Raw genomic sequence first — 20,088 nt, 5'->3', positions numbered from 1 at the left:
AAGATTAGCATCCTGAGCGGATTTTATCAGCTCTTATGAGTCAGAAAGTCAGTTAAGAACTTACTTCTGGTGCAGCTGGACGATTTTTCGCAACGTTTTTATTAATAAACCATTGCTGAAGAATCGTAATACTGTTGTTCACGATCCAGTACAACACCAGACCTGACGGGAAGAACAACATAAATACGGTGAAAATGATTGGCATAATGCGGAACACTTTGGCCTGCATTGGATCGGCAGGTTGCGGGTTTAGCATTTGCTGGATAAACATGGTTGCGCCCATCAACAACGGCAAGATAAACCATGGATCCATTGCAGATAAATCCTGAATCCAAAGCATCCACGGTGCATGACGCAATTCCACACTTTCCATCAAGACCCAATACAAGGCTAGGAAAATTGGCATTTGCAGCAATAGCGGTAAACAGCCTGAAAGTGGATTGACCTGTTCACGTTTGTAAAGCGCCATCATTTCCTGAGAGAAACGCATACGGTCTTCGCCAAACTCTTCTTTCATACGTTGCATTTCAGGTGCAATCACACGCATCTTGGCCATTGAACGGTAGCTTTTTGAAGATAAAGGCCACAGAATCAATTTCACCACAATCGTCAAAAGAATAATTGACCAGCCCCAGTTTCCTACGATGCTATGGAAAAATTGCAAACCGAGGAACAACAGTTTAGCAATTGGCCACAACCAACCATAGTCAACGGTTTGATTCAAACCAACCGCGAGATCTTTCAATTCAGACTGGATTTTTGGCCCAGAATAGAACGTCGCATCGACCGTCATGGTTTTGCCAGCAGGCACATTGATGGTCGGAGAAGTGAAGCCAATGATATTCATATTATCGGCAGATTTACGCGACTCTAACTTGGCGGTATAAGCCTGATCACCAAAATGACCTGGAATCCACGCACTAACGAAATAATGTTGCACCATCGCGACCCAGCCGCCTTTGGCATCCACATTTAGTTTTTCATCAGAGAAATTAGCAAATTTTAGCTTGTTGTAATGCTCATCAGGCGTTCCCCATGCACCCCCAAGGAAAGTCCCCAAGGTAAAGATACCTTGATCAGATTTACCCGGATCTTCTGAGTTATCGCGCTTGATCTGCCCAAACATTTGACCTTGCCAGTTTTGCGCGCTACGGTTCACGACCTGATAGCTCACCTGAACTGGATAATCGCCCTGTTTAAAGGTAAAACGCTTGATAATTTCAACACCATCAGCCGTTTTGTAAACCATCGGGACCGTCAGAACTTTTTCCGCTTTACCGTCTTTGTTTTGGCTATCCTTGGCATCCGCTAATGTATAAGCTGTTTTTTCAACTTCATACTGTGGACGACCTTGGCGACTACTGTCTGGGCCATTCAATCCAATTAAACCAGATTGTGCCACATAGGTCCGCTTCGCATCGCTTTCCAGCATGACAAAAGGCTGGTCACTGTTTTTGTCTTTATCATGATTGAGTAATTCAATACGCACAATATCGCCACCTTTAGGATTAATCCAAAGGTGATAGAGGTCAGTTTGTACTGAAATAAGCTGTTGATTCACAGGTGCTGTCGCATCTGTAACTTGTTGCGTCGCAATATTTGCTTGTGGCACATCTGTTGATGTCGCAGTAGCTTGGCTATTTGGCAGGTCGGCAGACACTTCATGAGATTCAACCACAGCGGCAGGCGCTGGTTGATTAGAAGTAGTGCTATGACCATAATCTTTTTGCCAAGCCAAGATAAGCAAATATGCGGTGACAAACATGGCTCCGAGAATCGCAAACCTGGCCCATTGTTGCATATCAATTATCCCAAGTGGTTAAAGTGATTTTGGTTTAATAAACGCTCACGAAAGGGTACAGCAACGTGAGGCTTTTGAGAATCTATTTGCTGAAATGAAATAAAACGAATTGCTTTAGCAGGTACAGGATCATACCCACTCCCTCCCCAGGGATGACATCGACAGACACGATTCACCGCCAACCAACTACCTTTGATTGCACCATAGCGATGAACAGCTTCCAGCGCATATTGCGAACAGGTGGGTATATAGCGACAACGCGGTCCGAGCAAAGGACTCAAGGCAATTTGATAAAATCGAATCAACCAATGCAGGATAGATACCATTGGTCATCTCTATTTTTCAATTGAGGGAGAGATGGTGTTTTGATGCTTGTGTGCAAGACGATTTAACTTACGCCAAGCCAATTGAAGTTGCTGAGTCAGATCAGCATTAGATACGGTTTCAATGCCAAGTTTAGGCATAACCACAATATCAATCAGTGCTAATTGTTGTTGATGCAAACGAAAGCTTTCACGTGCAAGTCGTTTTATTCGATTTCTTTCATGCGCACGGCGCACTTTTTTTTTGGCAACAACCAATCCTAAACGGCTTTTAGGCTGTTCAGAAGGTTTTGCCAAAAATAAAAAATGGGGTTGATGCACTTTAAAAAGCGCACCATCAAACACACTTTTAAAATCAGCAGCACAATGTAAGCGTACATTTGTACCGAAGCTATAAAGTGCCATAACACCCGATCGTGTAGTAATAACGATTTAAATAAATTAAACAGTTAGGCTATGACGACCTTTAGCACGACGGCGAGCCAATACTTGACGACCAGCTTTAGTTGCCATACGAGCGCGGAAACCATGAACACGTTTACGTTTTAGTTCAGAGGGCTGAAAAGTACGTTTCATATCGAAACTCCCAAAATATGATCTTTCTGTAAAGGTTCGCGATTTTATGGTGCAACGACCCTACTGTCAATGAAAAATCAAAAAGTTTACATTTTATTCAGTATTTTTTGAAAACCCTTAGATTTATTCTGTCTTTCTCTAGAAATAAGCCTACAAAATTTATACACAATCTAATCTATTAAATTTATTCTTGTTTTTTATATACCCACAGCTTATTCTCATGTTTATCAACAAGCTTAGGATGAATTTGGTGATTGCGTTGCGCATTTGAATTTAAATTCATAAATCGCTAAATTATCCACAGCGAGTGAGACGCTATTAAATAAATTCAAATTTTAAAATTTAAATTTATTCTTATTAGGGCGCGTTTTTTCTGTGGAAAGTGATGATTTAAATTTAAAAATCAGTTTGTTGAGTTGTGAATAACTGTGTTTTTATAAAACTTATAAATTGTGGATAACTCATCTTATAAAACTATCCCCAGCTTATGGTGAAACTTATCCACAAGCGCTTTGAATTTAAATTTAAAGCGCGAAAGGATTCTTTTTGAACAAACATGATGGTTTCGTTCATGACAGATGTGGATAACTTGGTTAGAATGGCGACCCTTTCTTTTGGAAGGGCAGTTTATTTTTTGAATTTAAAAAGAGATAGGGGAATCACATGCTGTGGACAGACTGCTTAAATCGCTTGCGACAAGAGCTCTCTGATAATGTCTTTGCGATGTGGATCCGCCCTCTGGTTGCTGAGGAAGCGGAGGATACCTTACGTTTATATGCGCCAAATCCATATTGGACACGTTATATTCAGGAACATCATCTGGAATTGATCTCAATTCTGGCGGAGCAGTTATCAGAAGGTCGTGTTCGTCAGGTGGATATTTTAGTGGATTCACGTCCTGGCGCGATTTTATCCCCAACGGAACAGCCAGCAACCACTACAGCTGCCTTAAATACGGTGGCAGCACCGACTCGAGTAAAAAAAGAAGTTGCTGAGGTAGCATCGACAGCCACAGCTAAAAATTTAAATTCAAAAAAACGTTTACTCAATCCTTTATTTACTTTTTCACTTTTTGTTGAAGGTCGTTCTAACCAAATGGCGGCTGAAACTTGTCGTAAGGTTTTAACCCAACTGGGAGCCTCGCAGCATAATCCCTTATTTTTATATGGACCGACAGGTTTAGGTAAAACGCACTTAATGCAAGCAGTTGGCAATGCATTATTACAAGCCAAGCCCAATGCGCGGGTCATGTATATGACTGCCGAAAGTTTTGTTCAGGATTTTGTCTCTTCTTTACAAAAAGGCAAAGTCGAAGAATTTAAGAAAAATTGTCGTTCATTAGATTTATTGTTAGTTGATGATATTCATTTGTTGGCAGGTAAAGAAGCCAGTCTGGTTGAGTTCTTTTATACGTTTAATGCCTTGTTGGATGAATCCAAACAAATTATTCTCACTTCAGATCGCTATCCTAAAGAATTAACGGAACTTGATCCACGTTTGGTCTCGCGTTTTTCGTGGGGACTTTCTGTGGGTGTAGAACCACCTGATATCGAAACCCGTATCGAAATTTTACTAAAAAAAGCTGAAAACAGTGGCGTTGATTTGCCGCGTAATTGCGCTCTATTCATTGCCCAGCAAGTGGTGGCCAATGTCCGTGAACTTGAAGGCGCTTTAAATAAAGTGGTGGCGATTGCCCGTTTTAAGGGATCGCAAATTGATTTAGATGTGGTTCGAGAATCATTAAAAGATGTGCTAGCCATTCGCGCGCGAACCATTAGTGTCGAAAATATTCAGCGCGTGGTCAGTGAATATTTCCGTATTCCACTAAAAGAGTTGATCGGGCCAAAACGTACTCGTATTTATGCGCGACCAAGACAATTGGCGATGGGCTTGGCACGTGAGCTTACAGGTGATAGTTTTCCTGAAATTGGCATGGCTTTTGGTGGGCGTGACCATAGTACGGTCATGCATGCCTGTGAAAAAGTACAAAGTTTAAAAGATGAAGATCCGATCTTTAATGAAGACTATAAAAACTTGTTGCGCTTACTGCAAAGTTAAGCATCAGGGCAGTTGCAAAGTCGTATCAACTCCCGCATAGTACACTGCTAAAAAATGAAATAATGGCTTTCAGTTGTTAGAGGAATGAATTGTGCGTTTGAAAATCGCTAAAGAAAGTTTAGTCAATGTTCTGTCTCATGTTGTAGGTGCGGTGGAGCGTCGTCATACCTTAAATATTCTTTCAAACGTTAAAATTCAGGCCACTGATCAGGCTTTGACCATTACTGGTTCTGATCTGGAAGTGGAGCTGGTAGCCAGTACGACGTTGGCTGAGGGTGCTTGTTTGCAATCTGGTGAAACGACCGCGCCTGCACGTAAATTGATGGATATCTGCAAATCATTGCCTACAGCGGCATTGATTGATCTGCAAATTACAGAAGACCAGCGTTGTATTTTAAAATCAGGCAATAGTCGTTTTGTGCTAGGGACCTTACCCGCAGAAGATTATCCTTTGCTGAATACTGAAAATAGTCAGGGCACACAGGTTCAGGTCACGCAACGTGAACTTAAACGTTTGTTTGAAAAAACAGCCTTTGCGATGGCAGTTCAGGATGTGCGTTTTTATCTGACTGGAACTTTACTGGAAATTGATGAAAATCAACTTCGTGCAGTGACGACTGATGGTCATCGTTTAGCTTTGTGTGAAGTTTTGGCTTCATCCAATGCGACTCAACTGGTGCAAGCTATTGTACCGCGTAAAGCCGTGGGCGAATTACAGCGTTTACTGAGTATCGAAGATGAGCAATTACGGTTATTGATTGGACGAGAATTGCTCAATGTGACGATTACAACACCAAGTCGTGATAAAGAACAAGGTGATATTACCGTTCGTTTTACCACCAAGTTGATTGATGGTAAATTCCCAGATTATCGCCGTGTGATTCCACGTGGTGGCGATAAACTGGCTCAAATTGCGCATGATGTGTTTAAGCAGTCTTTGCAACGTGTCGCGATTCTGAGCAATGAAAAATTACGTGGTGTGTTCTTAAACTTTAATCCTGATGTATTACAACTACGTGCCAATAATCCTGAACAGGATGAGGCGATTGAAGATTTAGCCATTCAATATCAAAATACCTCAATGGAAATGTCATTCAATGCACAGTATTTACTGGATGTATTGAATGTGTTGGATGGTGATGACGTCAGTATGACCATGACTGAAGCCAATCAATCCGTGTTGTTACAGGATCCGACACATACCGATCAAACTTATGTTGTGATGCCAATGCGTGTCTAAAGAACTGATCCGATTATGCATATAACACGTTTAAATATCGAGCGTGTGCGCAATTTAAAAACGGTTGCACTGTCTGGGTTGCAGCCGTTTAACGTTTTTTACGGCGCCAATGGTTCGGGTAAAACCTCAGTGCTTGAAGCCATCCATCTGCTTTCGACTGGACGTTCTTTTCGAACTTATACGCCCAAGCATTATATTCAGCATGGCGCACAAGACGCGATTGTATTTGCTCAATCTGCCGTTGAAAAAGTGGGAATGCGTAAACTAGCCACAGGCGAGCAGTTGATTAAAGTGAATGGTGATCCTGTGGCGACGCAGGGACAATTGGCCAAACTGTTGCCTTTACAACATATCGACCCACAAAGTACCGATATTTTAGATCATGGTGCCAAACCACGACGACAAATGCTGGATTGGCTCATGTTTCACGTGGAACCTGAGTTTTATACCACTTGGCAGCAATATTCCAGAGCGCTGAAACAACGCAACAGCTTGCTGAAGCATTCTCGCCAGATTTCACTGGCAGAGTTGGAACCCTGGAACAAACTTCTGGCAGCTTATGGAGAGATGTTGCATAACCAGCGCTCATTGATGATCGAGCAATGGCAGGTTTTTTTGCAGCAGGATTTACAGCAATTGTTACCTGAGCTGCGTATTGAATTAGATTATCAGGCGGGTTTTCACCAAGAGCATGGATTGTTCAATGATCTGATTCAATATCATGCCAAAGATGTTGAACGGCGATATACCGAATATGGTCCTCATCGTGCCGATTTGCGTTTAAAAACGCCATTGGGCGATGCGGATGATGTGCTGTCACGTGGGCAAAAAAAGCTCCTGATGATGGCTTTAAAACTATCACAGATTGCAATGTTACATGCGAGTAATAAGGAAACTGTGGTATTATTAGATGATTTGACAGCAGAATTAGACCATGCCGCACAGCGGCGATTAATTGAACGATTAAGCCAGTTAGGTAGTCAGGTTTTTATGACCACTTTAGATCAACAAGCGGTACAACATCACCTACAGGATCTGGCTGTATCTTATCAATTGTTCAACGTGGAACATGGTCAGGTTCGGGCTGTCCCCATTTGATTTTTTCCCCACTGGGGATTGATCCATAAATTTGCTAGGGAGAAACCATGAGTTCAGAGTCTCAATCTGCCTCTCCAACAGAACAATCAAACGAAAAGGCATATGATTCCTCTAGTATCAAGGTATTACGTGGTTTGGATGCAGTGCGTAAGCGTCCAGGCATGTATATTGGTGATACAGATGATGGGACAGGCTTGCACCACATGGTTTTTGAGGTGGTTGATAATGCAATCGATGAAGCCTTGGCAGGTCATTGTGATGAGATTATTGTCACGATTCATGAAGATGAGTCGGTCAGTGTTTCAGATAATGGTCGTGGTATCCCAACTGATATTCATCCAGAAGAGGGTGTTTCTGCTGCAGAAGTGATTCTAACTATCCTACATGCGGGTGGTAAGTTTGATGACAATAGTTATAAGGTTTCAGGTGGTCTGCATGGTGTGGGGGTGTCCGTGGTCAACGCACTCTCCAGCAAATTGCAACTGACGATTCATCGTGCGGGTCAAATCCATGAGCAGGAATATCATCATGGTGATCCACAATACAAATTACGTGTGGTCGGTGAAACGGATAGCACAGGGACGACAGTACGTTTCTGGCCAAGTGAATTGACTTTTAGTCAAACTATTTTTCATGTGGAGATTTTGGCGCGTCGTTTGCGTGAACTTTCATTCTTAAATGCGGGTGTGAAGATTATTTTACGTGATGAACGGATTAATCTGGAACACATTTACAACTATGAAGGTGGTTTGTCTGAGTTTGTAAAATACATTAACGAAGGCAAAACTCATCTGAATGACATCTTTCACTTTACCGTGGATGCTGATAACGGCATTGGTGTTGAAGTGGCATTGCAGTGGAATGATAGCTATCAGGAAAATGTACGCTGCTTTACCAATAATATTCCGCAAAAAGATGGTGGAACGCATTTGGCTGGTTTCCGTGCAGCACTGACTCGTGGCTTAAACAGCTACATGGAAAATGAAAGCTTACTGAAAAAAGAAAAAGTTGCCGTTACGGGTGATGATGCGCGTGAAGGTTTAACCGCGATTATTTCAGTCAAAGTCCCAGATCCGAAGTTTTCTTCACAAACCAAAGAAAAATTGGTGTCGAGTGAAGTCAAACCTGCGGTAGAACAGGCGATGAATAAAGAATTTTCAGCCTATTTGCTGGAAAATCCTCAGGCAGCCAAATCCATTGCAGGCAAGATTATTGATGCCGCACGTGCCCGTGATGCCGCGCGTAAAGCCCGCGAAATGACGCGTCGCAAGAGTGCGCTGGATATTGCAGGTTTACCGGGTAAATTGGCCGATTGTCAGGAAAAAGATCCTGCTTTGTCAGAATTGTATCTGGTCGAGGGTGACTCCGCGGGTGGTAGTGCCAAGCAAGGTCGTAACCGTAAAATGCAGGCGATTTTACCGCTGAAAGGTAAAATTCTGAACGTGGAACGTGCGCGTTTTGACAAGATGATTTCTAGTCAGGAAGTCGGCACACTGATTACCGCATTGGGTTGTGGAATTGGGCGTGAAGAATATAATCCTGATAAATTGCGTTATCATAAAATCATCATTATGACCGATGCGGATGTCGATGGTTCACATATCCGAACTTTATTATTGACCTTCTTCTTCCGTCAAATGCCAGAACTGGTCGAGCGCGGTCATATTTATATTGCACAACCGCCGTTGTATAAGCTGAAAAAAGGCAAGCAAGAGCTCTATATCAAGGATAATGAGGCCTTAGAAAGCTTCCTGATCTCCAATGCCATTGATGATCTGGAATTGCATATTAGTGCCGATGCCCCTGCAATCAATGGCGAAGCTTTGGCCAAAGTCATTGAAGATTATCAAGTCTCGCAAAAAAGCTTACAGCGTCTGACTCAGCGTTATCCTGCAAGTTTGCTCGATGCTTTGCTTGAAGTTGAACCGTTTAAGGCAGATCAAAGTCAGGATCGTCCTTATGTGGAACAATGGGCTGAACAATTACGCGCAACCATTGAAAAGTTGCAGCCAAGTTTACGTCCAGAGATTAGTCTGGAAAGCTTTGAGCGTGAAATACCGACAGGTGAAAAATCGATTCACTGCTGGCCTCGTGTGACAGTTTATGTGCATAACTTGCCGCACCATTACTTGTTAGATGCAGGCTTGCTGAATTCGGCTGAATATGCCCGTTTACTGAAAAACTCCAAGAGCTGGTTTAAGTTGCTTGAAGAAGGCGCGTATTTGCAAAAAGGCGAGCGCAAGATTAATGTGAATAATTTCCATCAGGTCTGGCAGCAAATTTTGCAGGATTCACGCCGTGGGATGATGATCCAGCGTTATAAAGGTTTGGGTGAGATGAATGCAGAGCAGCTTTGGGAAACGACCATGGATCCTGAAAACCGCAATATGCTGCAAGTCACCATCGATGATGCGATTGAAGCAGATCGTATGTTTAGTTGCTTGATGGGCGATGATGTCGAACCACGTCGTGCCTTTATTGAAGAAAATGCATTGAATGCAGATATTGATGCTTAATCTGTAAAAATTCATATAGAAAAACAGGCGCAAAAAGCGCCTGTTTTTTTTGAATGTCCTTATTCAACCTGACTTCCCTGAACCTGTTATTGCCACTGTTGGAAAACTTGATCTGCTGTTTTATTGAGTACTACCTGATTACCCTGAATCTGTTGTACCCATTGAGTTGGAATATAATGATGCTGACCATTTGCAGATTGATCATTTTTAGCCAATTTGATCTTGTCCTGACCATCTAAATGATCGACTGTACCAACATGTTGATGATCTGAACCGACGACTTCGGCATGTTGTTGAATATCTTGTACATTGATAGTTGCCATGAGTATTGTCCCTCATATATTTCATGATGTTTCATGTTATTGACTTGATCTTTGTATCAAGCAGGCAAGTCATTAAATCAAACTTAAAACAGCATCAGTGCTGTGCCTTAACATCCAGCCTAAGGGTTTTTTAAAACAGGTGTGCAGTGCTTATGTAAGCCTTTATAGCGATTTCATCAAAAGATCAAGCTTTGCTGGTGAGGTCTGTTAATTTATATTTTTATTTAAAATCAAGGAATTAATTTTTTTATAAAGTAAAAATTTAATAAAAAGAGAACGCTATATTTTTTAAAAGACTGAAAAAAATAGTCGACTTGTAAGATTAGGCAAATGAATGTGTCGGGCTGTAAAGCTACAGCCCAATATTTAAATGCTCAGAGCATATCTTAATCAAAAGAACTTTCCAGCTCTTCCAATTGCATCATGAGTTCCAAAAGTTGCTCTTCCGCTTGTTCTAGTTTTTGTTTCAGATCAGTTTGTTCATTCATGAGTTTAAGCAGATCATCCTTACGATTTGCCTCATAGAGTGAGCTATCTGCAAGTAATGTTTCAATGGCAACTAAACGTGATTGAAATTTTTCGATCTGAGTTTCGCATTTTTCAATATTTTTACGAATCGGTCGGGTTTGTTCACGACGTTGAGCAGCTTCTTTACGTAAGGCTTCTTTATCCAGTTTCGAGGTTGTAGGTGAGGCAGTCACTTCTGAAATCACAGGGGCAGCAGGTTGCTGGCCTTTTTTGATCATGTCGTTGCGTGCTTGACGTAGCCAGTTGGCATAATCATTGAGATCACCATCAAAACTTTGACTATGACCATTGTGAACTAGAATCAACTCATCACAGACGCTGGCAATTAACTGACGTTCATGTGAAACCAGCACCACCGCGCCTTCAAAATCTTGCAAGGCCATGGTCAAGGCATGGCGCATATCTAGATCTAAATGGTTGGTCGGTTCATCCAAAATCAGCACATTCGGACGCTGCCAGACAATTAATGCCAATGCCAAACGCGCCCGTTCGCCCCCAGAAAAGCTTTCACTTGGCGTGTCCATGCGTTCGCCACTAAAGCCAAAGCTGCCTAAAAAGGCACGTAGAGTCGCATCACTGATTTTTTTATCGGCAATGCGGGATAGTTGTAGCATCGGGCTGGCATTGCCATCTAGTGCATCCATCTGATGCTGGGCAAAGTAACCAATATTGAGTAATTCTGAGGCGTAGCGTTGCCCCTGAATCAATGGAAGATCCCCCACTAAAGATTTAATCAGCGTTGATTTTCCAGCACCATTCATCCCCAATAAACCGATTCGACTGGTCGGGGTGATTTGTAAATTAACATTGGTCACAATCAGTTTGCTTGCATAGCCAATATCAGCGTGTTCTAAAGCCAAAAGTGGTGAACTCATTTTACTTGGTTCACGAAAACTAAAGGTAAACGGCGTATCCACATGCGCAGGTGCTAGCTCTTGCATTCTTTCCAGTTGTTTAATTCGACTTTGCGCCTGACGTGCTTTGGTGGCTTGTGCTTTAAATCGATCAATATATTTTTGTAAATGCGCGCGAGTTTCTTGCTGTTTTTCAAAAGCTTGTTGTTGTTGCGCTAAACGTTCGGCACGGGTGGTTTCAAAGGTCGAATAGTTGCCTGTATATAGGGTGAGTTCCTGATTTTCAATATGTAAAATATGATCGGTAATTGCATCTAAAAAATCACGGTCATGTGAAATCAGGACTAATGTGCCTTCATAGCTATTGAGCCAGTCTTCCAGCCATAAAATCGCATCTAAATCCAAATGGTTAGTCGGTTCATCCAACAACAGTAAATCTGAACGACTCATCAAGGTTCTTGCCAGATTCAGGCGCATCCGCCAACCCCCTGAGAAACTGGATACGTCCAGTTGAGATTGGTGTTCAAAAAAACCCAGACCTGCCATTAATTGTGAAGCTTTGGCTGAGGCAGAATAGCCATTAATTTCATCAAATCGACTATACAGATGCGCCAATTCATCATTGCTGAGTTGTTCTGGATGTTCAAGCTGATGCTGAATTGTCCAGTACTCTTCATCTCCTGATAGCACAAAATCAATCGCCTTCATGTCTAAGGCTTTAATTTCTTGTGCCATGTGAGCCACAGTCCATACATTTGGACGGCTTAAGCTGCCACTATCTGCTTCCATTCCCCCCAATAATGCAGAAAATAAAGTGGATTTTCCTGCACCATTGACGCCAGTCAACCCAATTTTCCAGCCTGGATGCAGTTGCATCGATGCTTTTTGAAATAAAACACGTCCGCCGCGGCGAATTGAAAACTGGTCAAGCTGAATCATGGAAATGAACACGCTACATCATAAAGAAAGGCGACCATTTTAAAGGGATATGCAAAATAAGACAAAGTTTTAGTCAGTGTTATCTATTTTACAGAAACTTGAATTGTGTCGAAAAAATGATGCATTTCGTCAGAAAACTGGCAGGATTTACGCTTTTTTAGAGCTAAAGCTCTATTTTTGATTGAGTCAGGCTTAAGATAATGAGTATAGTAATCAATAGAGAACAAAAACTAAGCAAAAAAAGTCGGATAAGGAATGCGATGATGAATAAAGGACTTTCGATACTGGGGGCGACCGTGTTGTCTGGATGGATGACAACTGCTCATGCTCAAATTAATGTCTGTGCTTTTGATTTATTGGGAAAAGCAGGTGACTCCTACAAAATGTTAGAGGAATGGGCGCTGGCGGCCAAAGCATGGAATGCAGATATTAATCTCATACCGCGTCAGGATGAAGCCCAAGCAGAAAAAGATTTTCGCGAAGGCAAGTGCGATGCTGTTTATATAACTTCCATGCGTGCACGTCCTTACAATAAATTTGCTGGCTCAGTTGATGCATTAGGTGCAGTTCCAAATAACTCAATCGCACAAAAAGCCATTAGTTTCGTCTTGGACAAACGCAATAATCATCGTTTAACCACTACGATTGATGGAGATAAATATGAGGTAGCGGGAATTGTTCAGATTGGTCAGGCGTATTTATTTGTACGTGATCGCAATATTAATAATCTTGAACGTGTCAAAGGCAAAAAAATTGCAATCTTGCATTATGATGAAGCCCAAAAAATTATGAGTCAGCGTGTGGGCGCTGTTCCTGTCGCTTCAGATATTTCCAATTTCGTCGCTCGATTTAACAGCGGACAAGTCGATATTGTCCCCGCACCTGCCTATGCCTATAAACCTCTCGAAATTCAAAAAGGCTTAGGCAATAATGGGGCGATGATTAACTTTCCTGTCGCAAATATTACGGCTGATCTGATTATTCGACAAAATAAATTTCCGACTAATTTTGGTCAACAATCACGTCATTGGTTTCTAAATCAATTACCGAAAAATTTTGCGATGGTACGCCGTTTAGAGGCAGGTATCCCAGATAAATACAAAATTAATTTAAGTAATGAGGAAAAAGTCAAATATCAAAAACTATTGCGAGATGGGCGTATCGATTTGGCAAAACAGGGAATTTATGATCCCAATATGATGACAGTATTAAAGCGGGCGCGCTGTACAGTAGAGCGTACTAATTTTGAATGTTCATTAGGCGGAGAATAAACAAAAAATCTTAAAATGACCTAAAGAGTTTTCTTTTTCGATTAAAAAAATAAATTTTAAGAAAACTCTTTATCTTTTAATATTTTATTTATGTATCTTTAATTGAATTTTACTAAAAATAAGAAATCATTCACGATTTTGTACAATAAATATTCATTTTTCCACAAAAAGTGGAGTAAATACTCTATTTTTTTTTAAATAACCCGATTAATATTTGCCGTGTAAGGATACTCCTAACTGGAAATTATGTACAAAGGAACAACAATATGAAAAAAATTGCATTCGCTCTGGCCGCTACCACTTTAGCTGGTGTTTCGGTAACAGCTCAAGCTGCAACAGTATGTGTATTCGATTTGCTAGGGAAATCAGGCGAGTCGTATAAAATGATGGAAGAATGGGCATTGGCAGCCAAAGGCTGGGGTGCTGACATTACGTTGGTTCCGCGTCAGGACGAAGCTGTTGCAGACAATGATTTTAAAGCAGGTAAATGTGATGCAGTAACCATGACTGCAATGCGTGCTCGTCAATACAATAAATTTGCTGGTTCAATCGACTCTTTGGGTGGTGTACCTAATAACCAGATTGCGCAACGCGCGATTACTTATGTGTTAGATGCACGTAACGCTGCAAAATTAACTTCGAATCTCGGTGGTAAAAAATATGAAGTTGCAGGGATTGCACCATTAGGTTCAGCCTTTATTTTTGTACGTGACAAGAGCATTAACTCGGTAGAAAAAGCAGCGGGTAAAAAGTTTGCGGTATTGGGGTATGACGATGCGCAAAAAATCATGGTTCAACGTGTAGGTGCACAAGCCGTTTTATCTGATATTTCTAACTTTGCTGCCAAATTTAACAATGGTCAGGTTGATATGGTGGGTGCGCCAGCCTACGCCTACAAGCCACTTGAGTTAAATAAAGGTTTGGGTACCAATGGTGCAATGATGAATTTCCCAGTTTTGCACGTCACTGCTGATTTGGTAATTCGTCCAGAAAAATTCCCTGCTGATTTTGGTCAAAAATCACGTGATTGGTTTGTGAAGCAATTACCAAAGAGCTTTGCAATGATCAACCGTCTTGAAGCGCAAATTCCTGCGAAATACAAGATGAACTTGACACCAGAAGACAAATTAAAATATCAAAAACTGCTGCGAGATGGTCGTATCGATTTGACTAAACGTGGTGTGTACGATGCTGGTATGATGTCTGTATTGAAAAAAGCGCGCTGTTCAGTAGATAAAGCCAATTTTGAATGTTCGATGGCTGGCGAATAATATTGATTTTGCTAAAAAACTCGGAATAATTTCCGAGTTTTTTATTTCTAAAATACTGTCAGTTCAGCCATTGATACGGTGTATAAAGTTGATAATCTAAAATTAAACAATAACTTCACATGGATCAGTGATTACGAAAACTTAAACTGAAACCTAAAGGGTTTTAGATACGTGATTTGCTCGACATGTGAACTTATCGGTTGAACGGGATTGAAACATGATCAGGTGTTGGAGTGCATCTGTATGATCAGCAAACAAAAACAACAACGCTCATAATGGAAGGTAAATATATGAAATGGTCAAAAACTCTCGCAGTGACAGCTGGATTATTGGCGGCATCTATGGGAGTACAAGCAAAACAAACCATTTGTGTTTTTGACTTGGTTGGAAAAAATGGCGATGTCTATAGTGTAATGAAAGACTATCAATTGGCCGCCAAAAACTGGGGCGCGGATATCGAGCTTAAAGTCAGTCAAAATGAAAGTGTGATTGCGGATGATTTTAAAGCAGGTAAATGTGATGGCGTCAGTATCACAGGCTTACGCGGTCGACAGTTCAATGCATTTACGGGTTCTTTAGACGCCATTGGCGCCATTCCTGATTTAAAACTTGCAGTGAAGATCATGCAAGGTCTTTCAAGTCCTACATTTGCCAAATATATGACTCAAGGTCAATATGAAGTGGTGGGTGTCATTCCAATTGGTGATGCGTATTTGCTGGTCAATGACCGCAATATCAATACGGTTGCCAAAGCCGCAGGTAAAAAAATTGCCGTTTTAGATTACGATGAAGCACAAAAAATTATGGTTCAACAAATTGGTGCGCAAGCGGTGAGTGCGGATGTCACTAATTTTGGTGCAAAATTTAATAACCATCAGGTCGATATCATTGGTGCACCTGCCGCCGCCTTTAAAGCACTTGAGCTACATAAAGGTTTAGGTACAAAGGGTGCAATTGTGAATTATCCTATTTTACAGGTCACAGGTAACCTGATTATTCGTCCTGATAAATTCCCTGCGGGATTTGGTCAAAAATCACGTGATTGGGTTAAAACCCAGTTGCCGCGTTCTTTTACTATTTTAGGTAAAATGAAGGCGGATATTCCTCAAAAGTACTGGATGGATGTTCCTGAGGCAGACAAACCTGGCTATCAAAAGTTGATGCGTGAATCGCGTATAAACCTGACCAAAAAAGGTATTTACGATAAACGCATGATGAAACTATTGTGGCAATTCCGTTGTAAGGAAAATCCGAAAAACTTTGAATGCGCATTACAGGATGAAAATTATAAATAATCCTGATACAAATAGTCTGAATAAAGTTTAAACTTCCAGAACTGACCATATATTGTGTATGTTATACTGTATATGGTCTTGTTCTTTATAAGACATCAGATTTAGGTTGAGGACCCCATCATGAATGCCCAAGCTCTTGTTATCTCAGATAATGCTGCCAAAAAAGTGCGCCAACTCCGTGACAGCGAAGGGAATCAGGATTTAATGTTACGTGTTTACGTGACGGGTGGTGGTTGTTCTGGTTTTTCTTACGGTTTTAATTTTGCTGAAAGTGCCAATGAAGATGATGCCAAGTTTGAAAATGGTGATGTCACCATGTTGGTCGATTCTTTAAGCTATCAATATCTGGTTGGTTCAGTAGTAGACTATCTTGAAGGTTTGGAAGGTTCACGTTTTGTGGTGCAAAATCCAAATGCAACTACGACTTGTGGTTGTGGTTCTTCATTTTCGATCTAAAATTTGATGCATAAAAAAATCCCCAATAGGGGATTTTTTAGTTAGAAAGGGCTCAAAGGATCATGCCTTTCTAAACACAGGTCATGGTTCCTAATACCCGAAATCCTTCTGCACCAGTGACTGATGGCAAGTTACCGCTTTGCTGCGTCATAAAACGCATGGCCAGCCATGCAAACGCCGTAGCTTCAACCCATGTTGGCGATAATCCAAGTACACTGGTACTTTGCACCGACCAATTATGTTTGCGCAAACGCCAGCGTAGTTGTTCTAATAAATGTGAATTATAAGCACCGCCACCGCAAACATAGACTTCACCTGTATCCAGATCAGAGCGATAAATAGCTTTTTTAATCGCGCGCGTGGTAAGTTTAAGCAAGGTTGCCTGTACATTTTCAGGAGTATCTTCTAACTCGTCATATTCCAGTTCATCATTACGCCAGTCAGCAAGTTGATCATCCAGCCAGTCGATATTAAAGTCTTCACGGCCCGTACTTTTTGGCGGTTCTTTGGAAAAAAATTCATGCGCTTGCAAGCGTTCTAATAACCCTCGAATGGGATGGCCATAGGCTGCCCAATTGCCATTTTCGTCATAAGGATGACCTGTATAACGTTCGCACCACGCATCCATTAAAATATTGGCAGGTCCTGTATCAAAACCATAAACATCCTCTGGACGACCTGCGGGAAGCAGACTGACATTGGCAATGCCGCCTAAGTTTAAAATCACCCGATGAATACTGGAATGTTGAAAAATAGCCTGATGAAATGCGGGAACCAAGGGCGCACCTTGCCCGCCAGCGGCCATATCACGACGTCTGAAATCTGAAATTACAGGAATTTTTGTAATTTCTGTAATGATATTCGGATCACCAATTTGCAAGGTAAAGCCATGTTCAGGGCGATGGCGAATGGTTTGGCCATGTGAACCGATAGCTTTGATTTGACTGCGATCTAAATGGTTTTTTTCAATCAGCTCATTAATCCCATGACCAATCAACTTCGCTAGTGTGACATCAGCTTTACCCATGCGATCAATTTCATTATCGTCCGGCAAGGTCAGCGCCATCAGCTCATCACGCAACTCAGGTTCAAAGGGAATGGTTAAAGTGGCATGAAGATGTAAAGGATCAAATGAAGCAGCAACCAAATCGACCCCATCCATGCTGGTACCGGTCATTACCCCAATATAGATCGATGTCATGATTAACTTCGCCTGCAATCTGCTGAAAAAGTGTTAGTATATCGCACAAATTGAATAACTGATGTGTTTAGGTTTTGTGATGTCAAATTTCTTGCCTGCTGAAGAACAGCTTGCCCTCATTCAACGAGGCACTCATGAAATTATCTCTGTAGAGGATCTGCTGAAGAAACTCAAGGAAAATCGTCCTTTAAAAATTAAGGCAGGTTTTGATCCAACTGCGCCAGATTTACATTTTGGTCATACTGTTTTGATCAATAAGCTTAAAACCTTTCAGGATCTTGGGCATGAAGTGACGTTCTTGATTGGTGACTATACGGCTATGATTGGCGATCCAACGGGTAAAAGTGCGACACGTCCGCCGTTAACCCGTGAACAGGTCGAAGCCAATGCCAAAACTTATCAGGAACAGGTTTTTAAAATTCTTGATCCCAATAAAACCAAAGTGCGTTTTAATTCAGAGTGGTTTAATCAACGATCTGCGGCAGATTTGATTCAATTGGCCAGTCAGCAAACGGTTTCACGGATGTTAGAGCGTGATGATTTCACTAAGCGCTATAACAGCCATCAGCCGATTGCGATTCACGAATTTTTATATCCACTGGTTCAAGGCTACGATTCAATTGCACTTGAAGCAGATGTGGAACTTGGCGGAACAGACCAAACCTTCAACTTGCTGATGGGTCGTACCTTACAAAGCCGTTACGGACAAGAATCACAAGTATGTATTACGGTGCCAATTCTTGAAGGTTTGGATGGCGTCAACAAAATGTCTAAGTCATTAGGCAATTATATTGGCGTATTTGATGCACCTGGTGCGATGTATCAAAAAGTCCTATCGATGCCTGACATCCTGATTGAGCGATATTTCGAATTACTCAGCTTTAAATCCATGGATGAGGTTCAAGCTCTGCTCAAAGAAATGGCTGACGGTCGTAATCCGCAAGAGCTGAAAAAGATTCTGGCGATTGAGTTGGTGGAGCGTTTTCATGGCGCGGAAGCCGCCGCCAATGCGCATAAAGGTGCGGGTAATATCATTACTGAAGGTGAAATTCCAGAAGATACGCCAGAAGTGACGATATCTCGTGGAGAATTTGGAGGAGAAATTTTTATTGCCTCTATTCTTCGCTTGGCAGGACTCACCAAAAATGCAGCTCAAGCCAAAGATGCGGTTGCTCGTGGCGCCGTGAAAGTAGACTGGAACGTGGTCGATGCCAATTTCTCTGTCAAAGAGAACCAGACCTACATTATACAAGCAGGCAAAAAAGCCATTGCTCGAGTCACTTTCATTGACTAATACATACAAAATTTTGTGATATTTCTAAAGCAGACCTCGTGTCTGCTTTTTCTTTATATTCCAATTCATGCTTTGTTAAATTATGAATATGAGCTGTACAACTATGGTGAGTATCACTTTGTTTATCCGCATAAATACATAAAAATAAGTCAAACAAACAGTAAAATGATCACAATCGAATTCTTTTAGGAAAAGGCAAATAAATCCTGTACAACAGAAAAAACTACGGTATAAATAGATTAAACAAAAAATTCATGACATGTTGAAGTTTAAGGAGAGCGTCCTCGCGAACCATTATAGATAAACTGCACTCATCAGTAAAAATGATATTTACCTAATAGAAACTACATCTTAGTAGATAAAAACAACGAGAGGAGAGCTATCCATGGGATTTGATCAACAACACCTCAACTGGCTTATCACTTTTTTATTTGACACAGATCCTAGCGCTATTGAAGAAGAACAGTATTTATTAGCGCATTATTATCTAGATAAATTAGATGTTGTTGAAAATTACCAATTATCAAGCATGGTCATGTCCAGATTACCTTATCGAGCAAAACTATTTTTCTTTGGGGAAAGTTATATAGGAAGACAGCAAATGATTCGAGAAGTGATTGATGTACGCGGTAATTACCATATTCACTGAAGACGTCTAAGATTCCATTTATGCTAAAAGTACATGCTTGCATGTACTTTTTTTAATGCCAAGTTTGAAGAATAATCAATTTATGTTTATTTGTTGAACGCTCAAGGCTAAATTGCTGAAAAAAAGTGCATCTATTGAAAATAAATGCTTTCAGGGCTTGCGTTGCTTTAAAAACTGTATAAAATACGCAGCATCCCGACGCGATACACGATGAAGATCTTGGCTTTTAGGGTTAAGGTTGAGTGGTTTGTATTGAGTTGAATTTCTTACTGACGAGGTAAGGAATAGATCATTAAGAGAATAGAAGAACAACTTGTGTGGATTTTTACTAATTGATTGATCGAAATATTATCATTAATTGATTGGTTTAAATTACTCGAAGTTTATTTGAGAGA

General features: G+C 41.1%; 17 protein-coding genes. 10 read left to right on the top strand and 7 right to left on the bottom strand.

Annotated elements, in window-relative coordinates; all coding sequences use genetic code 11:
- Nucleotides 1–52: 52 nt before the first annotated feature.
- Genes yidC through rpmH form a run of 4 tightly spaced genes read right to left on the bottom strand, consistent with a single transcriptional unit; the run spans nt 53 to nt 2,700 of the window.
- Nucleotides 53–1,801: a membrane protein insertase YidC gene (gene yidC / locus F944_RS02405; RefSeq protein WP_004986209.1), complete on the bottom strand. Its 1,749-nt coding sequence runs from the start codon at nt 1,799–1,801 to the stop codon at nt 53–55.
- Nucleotides 1,802–1,806: 5 nt separating this feature from the next.
- Nucleotides 1,807–2,127 (bottom strand): membrane protein insertion efficiency factor YidD, encoded by a 321-nt coding sequence (gene yidD / locus F944_RS02400; RefSeq protein WP_004986206.1) that lies wholly within the window; start codon nt 2,125–2,127, stop codon nt 1,807–1,809.
- A gap of 9 nt (nt 2,128–2,136) precedes the next feature.
- Entirely contained in the window at nt 2,137–2,529 is a 393-nt protein-coding gene (gene rnpA / locus F944_RS02395; protein WP_004986204.1) for a ribonuclease P protein component, read from the bottom strand.
- Nucleotides 2,530–2,565: 36 nt separating this feature from the next.
- Nucleotides 2,566–2,700: a 50S ribosomal protein L34 gene (gene rpmH / locus F944_RS02390; RefSeq protein WP_000831329.1), complete on the bottom strand. Its 135-nt coding sequence runs from the start codon at nt 2,698–2,700 to the stop codon at nt 2,566–2,568.
- 663 nt (nt 2,701–3,363) lie between these two features.
- On the opposite strand from rpmH, the gene dnaA reads away from it, so the two are divergent.
- From dnaA to gyrB, 4 genes are all read left to right on the top strand, one after another.
- Nucleotides 3,364–4,758, top strand: coding sequence for a chromosomal replication initiator protein DnaA (dnaA, locus tag F944_RS02385; protein ID WP_004986203.1), 1,395 nt, complete (start codon nt 3,364–3,366; stop codon nt 4,756–4,758).
- Nucleotides 4,759–4,849: 91 nt separating this feature from the next.
- Nucleotides 4,850–5,998 (top strand): DNA polymerase III subunit beta, encoded by a 1,149-nt coding sequence (dnaN, locus tag F944_RS17230; RefSeq protein WP_004986202.1) that lies wholly within the window; start codon nt 4,850–4,852, stop codon nt 5,996–5,998.
- 15 nt (nt 5,999–6,013) lie between these two features.
- Nucleotides 6,014–7,096 carry a DNA replication/repair protein RecF gene (recF, locus tag F944_RS02375; RefSeq protein ID WP_004986200.1) on the top strand — a complete coding sequence of 361 codons (1,083 nt, stop codon included), beginning with the start codon at nt 6,014–6,016 and terminating at the stop codon, nt 7,094–7,096.
- Between the two features lie 47 nt (nt 7,097–7,143).
- Nucleotides 7,144–9,612 (top strand): DNA topoisomerase (ATP-hydrolyzing) subunit B, encoded by a 2,469-nt coding sequence (gene gyrB / locus F944_RS02370; protein WP_004986198.1) that lies wholly within the window; start codon nt 7,144–7,146, stop codon nt 9,610–9,612.
- Nucleotides 9,613–9,698: 86 nt separating this feature from the next.
- On the opposite strand, the gene F944_RS02365 is transcribed toward gyrB, so the two are convergent.
- Entirely contained in the window at nt 9,699–9,935 is a 237-nt protein-coding gene (locus F944_RS02365) for a DUF2171 domain-containing protein (protein ID WP_004986196.1), read from the bottom strand.
- A gap of 386 nt (nt 9,936–10,321) precedes the next feature.
- Nucleotides 10,322–12,256: an ATP-binding cassette domain-containing protein gene (locus F944_RS02360; RefSeq protein ID WP_004986195.1), complete on the bottom strand. Its 1,935-nt coding sequence runs from the start codon at nt 12,254–12,256 to the stop codon at nt 10,322–10,324.
- Between the two features lie 263 nt (nt 12,257–12,519).
- Here F944_RS02360 and F944_RS02355 point away from each other — a divergent pair, with 263 nt between their 5' ends.
- The 4 genes from F944_RS02355 to erpA all read left to right on the top strand — a co-directional run bounded on the left by F944_RS02355 (nt 12,520) and on the right by erpA (nt 16,549).
- On the top strand, nt 12,520–13,527 hold the full coding sequence (locus F944_RS02355; protein ID WP_010588977.1) for a putative solute-binding protein: 1,008 nt from the start codon (nt 12,520–12,522) through the stop codon (nt 13,525–13,527).
- A gap of 266 nt (nt 13,528–13,793) precedes the next feature.
- Entirely contained in the window at nt 13,794–14,798 is a 1,005-nt protein-coding gene (locus tag F944_RS02350) for a putative solute-binding protein (RefSeq protein ID WP_004986192.1), read from the top strand.
- A gap of 290 nt (nt 14,799–15,088) precedes the next feature.
- Nucleotides 15,089–16,093, top strand: coding sequence for a putative solute-binding protein (locus F944_RS02345; protein ID WP_004986189.1), 1,005 nt, complete (start codon nt 15,089–15,091; stop codon nt 16,091–16,093).
- Between the two features lie 120 nt (nt 16,094–16,213).
- On the top strand, nt 16,214–16,549 hold the full coding sequence (erpA, locus tag F944_RS02340; protein WP_004986186.1) for an iron-sulfur cluster insertion protein ErpA: 336 nt from the start codon (nt 16,214–16,216) through the stop codon (nt 16,547–16,549).
- Nucleotides 16,550–16,619: 70 nt separating this feature from the next.
- Here erpA and F944_RS02335 read toward each other — a convergent pair whose 3' ends face one another.
- Nucleotides 16,620–17,750: an anhydro-N-acetylmuramic acid kinase gene (locus tag F944_RS02335; RefSeq protein ID WP_004986183.1), complete on the bottom strand. Its 1,131-nt coding sequence runs from the start codon at nt 17,748–17,750 to the stop codon at nt 16,620–16,622.
- A gap of 61 nt (nt 17,751–17,811) precedes the next feature.
- Between F944_RS02335 and tyrS the strand changes: the two genes are divergently transcribed.
- Nucleotides 17,812–19,044: a tyrosine--tRNA ligase gene (gene tyrS / locus F944_RS02330; RefSeq protein WP_010588976.1), complete on the top strand. Its 1,233-nt coding sequence runs from the start codon at nt 17,812–17,814 to the stop codon at nt 19,042–19,044.
- Nucleotides 19,045–19,429: 385 nt separating this feature from the next.
- Nucleotides 19,430–19,693 carry a hypothetical protein gene (locus F944_RS02325; protein WP_004986177.1) on the top strand — a complete coding sequence of 88 codons (264 nt, stop codon included), beginning with the start codon at nt 19,430–19,432 and terminating at the stop codon, nt 19,691–19,693.
- Nucleotides 19,694–20,088: the final 395 nt, after the last annotated feature.

The sequence above is a fragment of the Acinetobacter ursingii DSM 16037 = CIP 107286 genome (assembly GCF_000368825.1).
GTDB lineage: Bacteria > Pseudomonadota > Gammaproteobacteria > Pseudomonadales > Moraxellaceae > Acinetobacter > Acinetobacter ursingii.
The sequence above is the reverse complement of the archived record's forward strand: the minus strand, read 5'-3'. Positions and strand labels throughout refer to the sequence as shown.

Bases quoted from the DNA above. Each gene is read 5' to 3' on its own strand.
- yidC (WP_004986209.1), bottom strand. From the start codon at position 1,801: ATGCAACAATGGGCCAGGTTTGCGATTCTCGGAGCCATGTTTGTCACC.
- yidD (WP_004986206.1), bottom strand. From the start codon at position 2,127: ATGGTATCTATCCTGCATTGGTTGATTCGATTTTATCAAATTGCCTTG.
- rnpA (WP_004986204.1), bottom strand. From the start codon at position 2,529: ATGGCACTTTATAGCTTCGGTACAAATGTACGCTTACATTGTGCTGCT.
- rpmH (WP_000831329.1), bottom strand. From the start codon at position 2,700: ATGAAACGTACTTTTCAGCCCTCTGAACTAAAACGTAAACGTGTTCAT.
- dnaA (WP_004986203.1), top strand. From the start codon at position 3,364: ATGCTGTGGACAGACTGCTTAAATCGCTTGCGACAAGAGCTCTCTGAT.
- recF (WP_004986200.1), top strand. From the start codon at position 6,014: ATGCATATAACACGTTTAAATATCGAGCGTGTGCGCAATTTAAAAACG.
- gyrB (WP_004986198.1), top strand. From the start codon at position 7,144: ATGAGTTCAGAGTCTCAATCTGCCTCTCCAACAGAACAATCAAACGAA.
- F944_RS02365 (WP_004986196.1), bottom strand. From the start codon at position 9,935: ATGGCAACTATCAATGTACAAGATATTCAACAACATGCCGAAGTCGTC.
- F944_RS02360 (WP_004986195.1), bottom strand. From the start codon at position 12,256: ATGATTCAGCTTGACCAGTTTTCAATTCGCCGCGGCGGACGTGTTTTA.
- F944_RS02355 (WP_010588977.1), top strand. From the start codon at position 12,520: ATGAATAAAGGACTTTCGATACTGGGGGCGACCGTGTTGTCTGGATGG.
- F944_RS02350 (WP_004986192.1), top strand. From the start codon at position 13,794: ATGAAAAAAATTGCATTCGCTCTGGCCGCTACCACTTTAGCTGGTGTT.
- F944_RS02345 (WP_004986189.1), top strand. From the start codon at position 15,089: ATGAAATGGTCAAAAACTCTCGCAGTGACAGCTGGATTATTGGCGGCA.
- erpA (WP_004986186.1), top strand. From the start codon at position 16,214: ATGAATGCCCAAGCTCTTGTTATCTCAGATAATGCTGCCAAAAAAGTG.
- F944_RS02335 (WP_004986183.1), bottom strand. From the start codon at position 17,750: ATGACATCGATCTATATTGGGGTAATGACCGGTACCAGCATGGATGGG.
- tyrS (WP_010588976.1), top strand. From the start codon at position 17,812: ATGTGTTTAGGTTTTGTGATGTCAAATTTCTTGCCTGCTGAAGAACAG.
- F944_RS02325 (WP_004986177.1), top strand. From the start codon at position 19,430: ATGGGATTTGATCAACAACACCTCAACTGGCTTATCACTTTTTTATTT.